An 8,572-nucleotide genomic window follows, 5' to 3' on the forward strand; every position below is an offset into this window, starting at 1 on the left:
GCACCGCGACGGCCTCAGCGGCGGGCGCGGATCGCATCAGTCTGCAATGCTGGACGACGCCGTTTTTCCCACCATACCGGCCAGGCTGGCGATGAACATGATGGCCATCGACGCCGAGGGCTTGAGCATAGTGTCCCCCGATTTACCGATTTAAAAAAGACTGGGAAACCCTTGGCTTTTGCGGTGCGTCTCGGACGCGCCCGCGAAACGCACGCTGGCCGGCAGAACTGCTGCGAATGGGAATTTTGGTGGTGCCCAGGGACAGAATTGAACTGCCGACACGCGGATTTTCAATCCGCTGCTCTACCAACTGAGCTACCTGGGCCCGTTGGGAGGCGTCTTTTAGGCAAGGAGCGCCGTCCTGTCCAGTCTAACCAGCGGGTTTGCCTAAACACTTCGCCGCGCCCCCCAGGGGGATCGGGCGGACGCCAGACCTGCCCTGCCCCAGAAACACTTCCGCCGCGGCTCCCGGGGGGCGGGGACCGCGGCGGAGTGACCCTTCCGACCCGAGGGCCGGTCGGACCAAACTGGTAGCGCAGTTACTTAGATAACTGCGCCCCGGCAATCAAGGGACTAGAGGTGGTAGTTCAGCTCGAACCCAATCAGAGTCACTCGCAGATTTACGGAGCCAGTCAGGCTGCCGCGCTGGGCATTACCGGTATCGCTCTGCTTAAGCGCGATATTGCCCTTTTCTGCAATCAAACGGGCGACCGACAGATCGGCGTCCAAGTTCTGAGTCAGCTGATAGCCGACGCCGGCGCTGATCCAATAGCGGCCACCGTCCGGGATGCCCGGCGTGCGATAGGCGGTATCGGTCGGCGTGTCGTCGAACGCGGTGCCGAGGCTGAACTTCCAGTCCGCGGTCGGCTTGTACTGTACGCCCACCGAACCGAACCAGGTGTCGTGATAGTTGAAGACCGTCACATCGTCGGGCTGATGCGGATTCGACGAATGGGCCGTGAGGTTGTTGACGATGCTCCAGCCGGTCCAATCGGCGCCGGCCATCACCGACCACTGCGGATCGATCTCCCATTTGGCACCGAAGGTAACGATGCCCGGGTTGTTGAACTTGGCCGAGGCCTGGCTGTTGGCGAACAGGCCGGTGTAGGCCTTGAGCGTCGTGCCGACCGTATCCAGCGTGAAGTACTCGTTGCCCTTCAGCGTATTGTAGATCGCCGAGCGGTACGAAACGCCGACCGACAGGTCCGGACGCGGCTTCCATTCGGCGCCGATCACCCAACCGGTCGACCAGTCCTGAGCGCGCAGTTCGACCGCACCGTCATTGCCGCCCGGAACCGTGCCCGGGATCAGCACCGGCAGGGTGTGGTTGGCATAGAGGCCATAAGAGATCGAACCGACGTCGATTGCCTTGCCGAGACGACCCTTGATGTACTGCACCTGAACGCCGCCGGCGATCGAGAACTCCGACGTCAGCTGATAGCCGGCGATGAACATCGCGTTGGCCGATTTCACGTCGCTCATGGTGGCGTAATAGCGCGTCACCGGATTGGGCTTGTAGTTGGTGATCATGCCCCACGGAGTCGACAGTTGCAGGCCAAGTGCGAGCTTGTCGGTCAGGCGATAGCGCAGAGCAAACGACGGGACCAGGGCGGTATTGACGATATCGACCGGATGGGTCGTGCCCGATACGGGCAGGCCCGCCGCATTGGTGGCGGTGAAGTTGCCCGACGTCTCCGGCACCAGACCGGTGCTGGAAACCCCGAAGTCGAAGCTCTTGACGTCATTCACCGTGGCCGGATTGAAAACCATGGTGGTTGCGACATCGCCGTTGGCGGCGTTGCCGGCATAAGAAACGCCCAAAGTGGACGCGCTGGCGTCACGCAGGCCGAAGCCGCTGGCGTACGCCGACGTGGAAAGCATTAAAGACGCAAAAAAGACTGCTGCTGCCGTGCGGCGCATGGCATTCCCTCATAAGCTACGTTTCCCCGCCGGGATATTAGCCTGGAGTGCTCAGTTCGCCCTACCCCGGTGCGGCAATTCGTCGAAAGCGCCAAATTCCTCTTCCGGAACGGGAGCTTCCGCGGGAATGGCGTAATTACCATTGAGCCAATTGCCTAAATCGACGTTGGCACAATGTGACGAGCAGAATGGCCGGTAGGCCTCCACTGTGTCCTTTTTGCAAATCGGACACTTTATTGTCGTGGAATTATGCTTGGGCACGGGTTCCGACCTCGAAACGCTCGCGAACGAAGCCGGTGTCTGACTCGAACGTCACCCGGCCGATTCCGCTGGTTGAGAGGGCATCGCCGGCCCCTTGCGCGCCCAGCCACGCCACCACATCGGGCGCAGCGCGCACGATGATCGCCGAACCGGGCGCCGCCTTCGCGGTTTCTTCAATCCGACGCAACACGTCCATTGCCACCACATCGGCGCGGCGCAAACGGCCAGTGCCGGCGCACGCGTAGCATTCCTCGCTCCATTGCGACGCCAAGGGTCCGCGGACGCGTTTGCGGGTGACCTCCACCAGCCCGAAGGTGGTAACGGGGCCGATGTTCACCGGCACGCCATCGCGCGCCAGATTGGCGGCGAGTTCGGCCAGCACCCGCTCGACGTGGTCCGTTTCCTTCATATGGATGAAGTCGATCACGATCAGCCCGCCGATGCCGCGCAGGCGGATCTGGCGACCGATCTCGCGCGCCGCTTCCACGTTGACGATGGCGCCGGTGTCTTCCACCGCCGCGGCGTGGGTGAAGCTGCCGGAATTGACATCCACCGCGGTCAGCGCCTCGGTACCCTCCACCGTGATCCAGCCGCCGCAAGGCAGCGGCACGCGCGGATGCACCAGCCCCTCGATATCGGCTTCGAGGTCGGCGAACAACGTTCCCGGGCCTTCGAACACCGCGATGCGGTCTTCCATTTCCGGCATCGCCTCGCGGCAATAGGCACGGGCGCGGGCTGCGGTCTTGGCTTCGTCGATCAGGATGGTGCGGGTGGCGTCATTGACGGTGTCGCGCAGCGCCCGTTCCACCGGCCCGAGGTCGCGACGCAACGTGGACGGCACCTTGGCGCTCTTGCGCAATGCCGATATCTCGCCCCACTCCTCCTCGAGGCGGATCAAGTCTTCGCGCAATTCCTCTTCGCCGGCGCCGACCGCGGCGGTGCGCAGGATGCAGCCGCCCTTCAGCTCGCCCGAGGCGAACAGCTTGTCTCCAATGGCGGCCAGACGGGCACGCTCGGCCTCGTCCTCGATGCGGCGCGAGATGCCGACCCCGGGCTGCAGCGGCGTGAACACGCTGAGCCGCCCCGGAATGGTGATGTTCGCGGTCAGCCGCGCACCCTTGTCGCCGATCGGCTCCTTGACGATCTGCACCAGGATCTTGTCGCCTTCGTGCAGCACGACGCTGATCGCCGGATCGACCGACGGATCGTCACTGAGACAGCGCACCTCGCGCGCGCCGAGGAATCCGGCCCGCTCATGGCCGATCTCGACGAAAGCGGCCTGCACCGCCGGCACGACGCGGGCCACCCGCCCGAGCACGATGTCGCCAATCAGCCCGACTCCGCCCGGTTCGTCGGCTCCGAGCAGCCGGGTCGCACTCAACGCCTGCAACCGCCCGTCTTCGACGGCCGCAACGCGGACCTCGCCGACGCTGACGTTGATAAGTATGTCCTGAGCCATGCCGATGGTTATGGGGCATTGGCCCGGAAGTGCAAGAGAAAGAAACGGTTCCGGTCCACCAGAGGGCGCAGAGCGCTGGCGCCCTCACCTTTTCTGCAAGTTAATGTCGCGGCCCGGGCGACATCCGGGACCGCGGCGTGCGGCCCCGGCATGCCTTGCCATTCAACGGTTGGAAAGAACCACCGCCTGCGGAGCACCGGCGCTGGCGACGACGGTATTGTCGTGGCCCTCGGCAACGAGTGTCGGCTTGCCGTACAGCTCCGCGAGCATGCGGTTGTCGACCTGGTGCACCGCACTGTCCATCGCCGTGTCGTAGCAATTGCGGTAGTCCGACAGGGCGTGCAGCGACTTGATGTCGAGCGTGCGATAGCCGCACACGATCCGCGCCGCGACCTTGAGACGATCGAGCAGCGTCCTGGCACCTGCCGAACGCGCCATGTTGAGATCGGAATACTGTACCGTCATCTGGGGCGCCTGATTGGCACCTTGCGCAAATGACGGGACGGCCAACACCGCGAGCGACAGCGCGGCGCATGCAAGCAATGCCTTGCGCATGGAGTTCTCCCGAATTTTTAAGTTGAATACGCCGCGCGATCTTCAATGCTGCGTCCACCGCGCGGCCTGATGCGGAGAGAAATAATATCGAATTGTTTAATGTACAAACGAAATATTCGTGAAGTTTATACTTCTTTTTCTTCCGAGACGTTAGTCAACATAGCGTCATCATCAGTACGTACTTGCATCGTGCAGTCGCTTTTCCGCGGTCGTGACGTTTTCCCAATGCGCCTGAACGCGGGCGCGGACATCGTCGTCGGCGATGATCATCGCGCCGCGTTCGATCCACCAATGCCCGCGGGCGTCCTTGAGTTCTCCGACGATCGCCATCATCTCGTTGTAGAGGTCGAGCTCGATCTGCGCCGCGGCGATGCGACGGGTTTTGTCGCGCGCAACGCGGGCATCGAATTCGGCAAGCCCAGCAGCCTTTTTGCCGGCATCGATGTCGGCCGATGCCAGAACTTTGCGACAGGAGGAAAACGCGGCATCGATCTCGGTTTCACGCACCACGATCGCGGCACGCACGTCGATAAGGGCCTTCGTCGCCTTGTCGAGGCCGCCCTCCCCGCCAAGCGCCTTCGGTGCCATCACGGCGTTTATGTCGAGCGCATCACGCTTGTCGGCGAACCGCCGATCCGCTTCGGGCGCGTCGAACAACAGCTTCTTGGCGGCCTGCTCGATGCGGCCCGGCTCGCCGTTCATGCTGGTATGGAGATTGACCGAATAGCTGTGCCCATCGGACGATACCACCCGGTCCACCGTCAGCGACAAATCCGCAAGCGCGAGGGCTTCGGCCTGTTGCGGGCGCGTTTTTCCGGCAGCGATGTCCTTCTGATAAAGATGCCAGGAGCCAGCCGCGGCGAGCGCCGGCAGGATCAGCAGGATCACCAGACTCAGGAGCGGACGGCGCGGCGTGCGCTTGCGCAGGACGCCGTAATAGAGCGCCGCCCAGATCGCTGCGATCGCCAGGATTTCGCTCCCCACAACGGCAATCGTGATCGCGCGTTCCGGCCAGTGCAGGCCCATCATGAAGACGCTGATCGCCAGTGTCAGTACGACCAGCCCGACCGCGAACTCGACGATCACCGCCAGGAAAATGGCGATCGCACCGCCAAATTTCGATTGACTCATACCCGCCCCCCGCACTGCCGTGGCCGGATACTAGGCGCCGACCGCCTCCGAACAAGCCAGCCATGCGTCGCGGCATCGCACGGCCACCCGCGAGGCACTCTCAATGTTCAAGCTTCGACCGCAGCAACTGGTCACACCCTTCTGGCGGGTGATTGGGCACATCCCGTACACCAGACAGATGTAAAATGGTCGACGCAACGAGATATCACGGCATCCCATCATGACCTTCAACAGACTGTTCATGGCCGGCGTCTTGGCGGCGAGTATTCTTTCTTGTACCGGCGGATTTGCGGCCGATATCGGCGACAGCGACCTGCAATCCATCCAGCTCTACTACCAGCCGACCCTGATGGCCTCCGCCGATGAAGCCATCGCGGCGCTGAGCCTGCTGCACGACTCCTATTGCGATTGGCGCGGCGGCAGGCCGTCGGCCGTGTTCGCCACCAAATCGCATGTCGACATGCACACCAACATCCACACCGTGGAAGAGACCACCCAGTGGGTGCCGAACTGGGGCGGCTTCATCGGACCGGGCGGCAGCTACACGCCGTTCATGGGCGGCTCCAACCAGACCTCGCAATCCGAACACGACGACGGCGCCGACATCACGATGGCGCCGGCCCAGATCCTCCAGATCTCGCTGTGGAGCTATCCCAATCTCGAGCGCGACTTCAAATACGGCTTCGATCTGGCGCTGAAGCAAAGCGACGGCAAGGTCGTCGTCATGTCGTTCCGCACCTCGACCATCGACATCGCCCATCGCTTGGCCGACGCGTTCGCCACGCTGGCCGCTGCGAACTTCACCGGCGACCGGCGATTCATGCCGTCGTGGGGCCTGCACATGGACGCGAAGGATTTGCCCGCCAAATTCGCCAAACTGGGCTGGACCCAACCCGGCGGCATGCTGGTCGACGCCATCCTCAGCGACAGCCCGGCCCAGACGGCGGGGCTGGCGGCCAACGACATCGTGGTCCAGGTGGCCGGACGGCCGCTGGCCGACACCGATGCGCTGGGCGCGATGAGCCTCGCCGCCCTCAACGGCAAACCGAGCGGCCAAGTGCCGATCAAGGTTTTCCGCAACGGCCAGACCATCGACCTGACTGTTCCGCTGGTCAATCCCAACACCGGCCTCGACAAACTGCTGCCCGTGGCCGCCGCGCCTCCTCCGCCGCTGCAAATCCATCTCGGCGTCGCCGCGCGCAGCCTCACCCCGGCGGAAGCCAAAAAGGCAAAACGCCAGGACGGCGTTTTCATCGTCGGCGTCGACAAGGGTTCGCTCGCCGAACAGATGGCGATCCAGGCCGGTGACATCCTCCTCACCATCAACGCGACCAAGATCCCCGACATGGAGGCGCTGAAGAAGACACTGGCGGCCGGCGGCGAGATTTCGTCCGTCACCGTCCAGCGCGCCGGCAAAGTGCTGACGCTCAACGGGGTGAGCAAAATGTGATCAGCGCGGCAGCGCCGTCAGCCCCTGCCAGCCGTGCCAGATGATCTGGATGCCGATGCACAAGAGGATGAACGCCATCAGCCGCACCAGCACATTGGTGCCCGACGGTCCCAGCCGCTTCACCGTGCGTTCGGCAAAGCGATAACACAGGAAGATGGTGATCGAGATCGCGAAGATGCCGGCCAGCGCGCCGCCCGCCGCCTGGGCGAAATGGGTGAGATCGTCGAACACCGGGCGCTGCGAGCCGAGCGCGATCGCCACCGACATCGAGCCCGGCCCGACGGTGAGCGGCATGGTGTAGGGATAGAAGCTGTCGAGCGGCTCGCCGTCCTTGGACGCGTGATGGGCGTGGCCATCGGCGCTGACGCCGGAATTGAGCATGCGCCAGCCGAACGCCGTCACCACCAAGCCGCCGCCGATGCGCACCACCGGCAGCGAGATGCCGAAGAACTCGAGCAGCGGCGAACCGATCAGCATCGAGATCAGCAGCAGGAAGAAACCGCCGATGGCGACGTTGCGCGCCAGGACCGCCCGCTCATGCTCGGTACGGGTGCGCGTCAACGACAGGATGATGGGCGCGTTGCCGACCGGGTTGATGATCGGAAACAGTGCCGCATAGGTGAGCAGAAATGCGTTGACGAAAGCGTTCATGGACCGGGCCGGGGCGAATCAGGGGCTCGACCGTAGCAGGGCCCTTTTTAAACGGCAAAACGCGCCAGCGATGGGTCATCGTCCGTACGAAAATCGGCCCATTCGATTTAGGAGCATGGGTACGCGATGCCAACAGTTCAAACCGCTGCGGGGCATGGCACCGATACAGGCTTGGCGCGACAGGAACAGATGCGGTAAACGCGTTTCTGCCCCCGCGCGCGAGGGAGCGTTTTCGACGGCAGGTAGCGCGTGGGGGAAGTGCGCGTCAGCGCCAAGGGGGCTCGCGATCTGATAAGCCCCCTTTGGCCCGTTGGGCCACTTCCCCCACGGTCTATGTGCCCGTGATGAGATCATCTCGCCCGCGGGGCAGAAAAGAGTCCCGTTATCCCGGGTAGCCGTTGCCGCGCAGAAGCTGCACGGTTTCGGCGAGGGGCAGGCCGACGACGTTGGAATAGGAGCCGTTGAGCCGCGACACGAACGCTTCGGCGCGGCCCTGGATAGCGTAGCCGCCGGCTTTGCCGAGACCCTCGCGGCAATCGACGTATTTCTCGATTTCGGCAGTGGTCAGGCGGCGGAAGGCGACGCGGGTCACCACCAGGCGGGTGCGGATCGCGCCGCTCGGCGTGACCAGCGCCACCGCGGTCAGCACCTGATGCTGGCGGCCCGACAAGAGCTTCATGCAGGCGCGGACACCGGCGTTCTCTTCCGGCTTGGGCAGGATGCGCCGCCCGGCCGCGACCACGGTATCGGCGCCGATCACCAGCATCTGGTTGTCGGGTCGAAGCTCGCGGTATTTGGTGGCGATGGTCGCAGCCTTCTCGGCGGCGAGCCGTAAGGCATAGACGCGCGGCACCTCGCCCTTGACGGGCGTTTCGTCGAGACTCGCGGCGCGAATGAGATCGGGCGTGATGCCGACCTGGGCAAGCAGCGCCTTACGACGCGGACTCTCGCTCGCCAGGATCAGTCCCATGGTCACTTGAAGCGATACGTGATGCGCCCCTTGGTGAGGTCGTATGGGGTCATTTCGACCATGACCTTATCGCCCGTCAGCACGCGGATGCGGTTCTTGCGCATCTTGCCGGCGGTATGGGCGATGATCTCGTGGCCATTCTGCAGCTTCACGCGAAACGTCGCGTTGGGCAGCA

The 8,572-nt window shown here is 63.7% G+C and carries 9 protein-coding genes and 1 tRNA gene; 1 reads left to right on the top strand and 9 read right to left on the bottom strand.

Going from position 1 to position 8,572, the window contains the following annotated elements; all coding sequences use genetic code 11:
• Positions 1-249: 249 nt before the first annotated feature.
• The 6 genes from AC1P6P_RS16555 to AC1P6P_RS16580 all read right to left on the bottom strand — a co-directional run bounded on the left by AC1P6P_RS16555 (position 250) and on the right by AC1P6P_RS16580 (position 5,326).
• Positions 250-325, bottom strand: a tRNA-Phe gene (locus AC1P6P_RS16555).
• A 248-nt stretch (positions 326-573) separates the two neighbouring features.
• The gene (locus AC1P6P_RS16560; protein ID WP_481403551.1) at positions 574-1,881 is read right to left on the bottom strand and encodes an OmpP1/FadL family transporter; all 1,308 of its coding nucleotides are present in this window, start codon (positions 1,879-1,881) and stop codon (positions 574-576) included.
• 90 nt (positions 1,882-1,971) lie between these two features.
• Positions 1,972-2,181: a DNA gyrase inhibitor YacG gene (locus AC1P6P_RS16565; RefSeq protein ID WP_481403552.1), complete on the bottom strand. Its 210-nt coding sequence runs from the start codon at positions 2,179-2,181 to the stop codon at positions 1,972-1,974.
• A complete protein-coding gene (locus tag AC1P6P_RS16570) occupies positions 2,168-3,640 on the bottom strand; it encodes an Rne/Rng family ribonuclease (protein WP_481403553.1) in 1,473 nt (490 codons plus the stop codon). The genes AC1P6P_RS16565 and AC1P6P_RS16570 overlap by 14 nt, the downstream gene beginning before the upstream one ends.
• 162 nt (positions 3,641-3,802) lie before the next feature.
• Positions 3,803-4,195 (bottom strand): UrcA family protein, encoded by a 393-nt coding sequence (locus AC1P6P_RS16575; protein WP_481403554.1) that lies wholly within the window; start codon positions 4,193-4,195, stop codon positions 3,803-3,805.
• 171 nt (positions 4,196-4,366) lie between these two features.
• Positions 4,367-5,326 (bottom strand): hypothetical protein, encoded by a 960-nt coding sequence (locus tag AC1P6P_RS16580; RefSeq protein ID WP_481403555.1) that lies wholly within the window; start codon positions 5,324-5,326, stop codon positions 4,367-4,369.
• Positions 5,327-5,546: 220 nt separating this feature from the next.
• On the opposite strand from AC1P6P_RS16580, the gene AC1P6P_RS16585 reads away from it, so the two are divergent.
• On the top strand, positions 5,547-6,776 hold the full coding sequence (locus tag AC1P6P_RS16585; protein WP_481403556.1) for a PDZ domain-containing protein: 1,230 nt from the start codon (positions 5,547-5,549) through the stop codon (positions 6,774-6,776).
• Here AC1P6P_RS16585 and AC1P6P_RS16590 read toward each other — a convergent pair whose 3' ends face one another.
• The 3 genes from AC1P6P_RS16590 to infA all read right to left on the bottom strand — a co-directional run bounded on the left by AC1P6P_RS16590 (position 6,777) and on the right by infA (position 8,570).
• Positions 6,777-7,427 (bottom strand): MarC family protein, encoded by a 651-nt coding sequence (locus AC1P6P_RS16590; RefSeq protein ID WP_481403557.1) that lies wholly within the window; start codon positions 7,425-7,427, stop codon positions 6,777-6,779.
• Positions 7,428-7,809: 382 nt separating this feature from the next.
• Complete coding sequence (locus AC1P6P_RS16595; RefSeq protein WP_481403558.1) at positions 7,810-8,397, bottom strand: Maf family protein; 588 nt, start codon at positions 8,395-8,397, stop codon at positions 7,810-7,812.
• Between the two features lie 2 nt (positions 8,398-8,399).
• Positions 8,400-8,570 carry a translation initiation factor IF-1 gene (gene infA / locus AC1P6P_RS16600; RefSeq protein WP_481403559.1) on the bottom strand — a complete coding sequence of 57 codons (171 nt, stop codon included), beginning with the start codon at positions 8,568-8,570 and terminating at the stop codon, positions 8,400-8,402.
• Positions 8,571-8,572: the final 2 nt, after the last annotated feature.

It is taken from the genome of Rhizomicrobium sp., assembly GCF_056722145.1.

Coding starts and splice junctions, on each gene's coding strand:
- AC1P6P_RS16570 (WP_481403553.1), bottom strand. CDS start 3,640: ATGGCTCAGGACATACTTATCAACGTCAGCGTCGGCGAGGTCCGCGTT.
- AC1P6P_RS16560 (WP_481403551.1), bottom strand. CDS start 1,881: ATGCTTTCCACGTCGGCGTACGCCAGCGGCTTCGGCCTGCGTGACGCC.
- AC1P6P_RS16575 (WP_481403554.1), bottom strand. CDS start 4,195: ATGCGCAAGGCATTGCTTGCATGCGCCGCGCTGTCGCTCGCGGTGTTG.
- AC1P6P_RS16595 (WP_481403558.1), bottom strand. CDS start 8,397: ATGGGACTGATCCTGGCGAGCGAGAGTCCGCGTCGTAAGGCGCTGCTT.
- AC1P6P_RS16585 (WP_481403556.1), top strand. CDS start 5,547: ATGACCTTCAACAGACTGTTCATGGCCGGCGTCTTGGCGGCGAGTATT.
- AC1P6P_RS16580 (WP_481403555.1), bottom strand. CDS start 5,326: ATGAGTCAATCGAAATTTGGCGGTGCGATCGCCATTTTCCTGGCGGTG.
- AC1P6P_RS16590 (WP_481403557.1), bottom strand. CDS start 7,427: ATGAACGCTTTCGTCAACGCATTTCTGCTCACCTATGCGGCACTGTTT.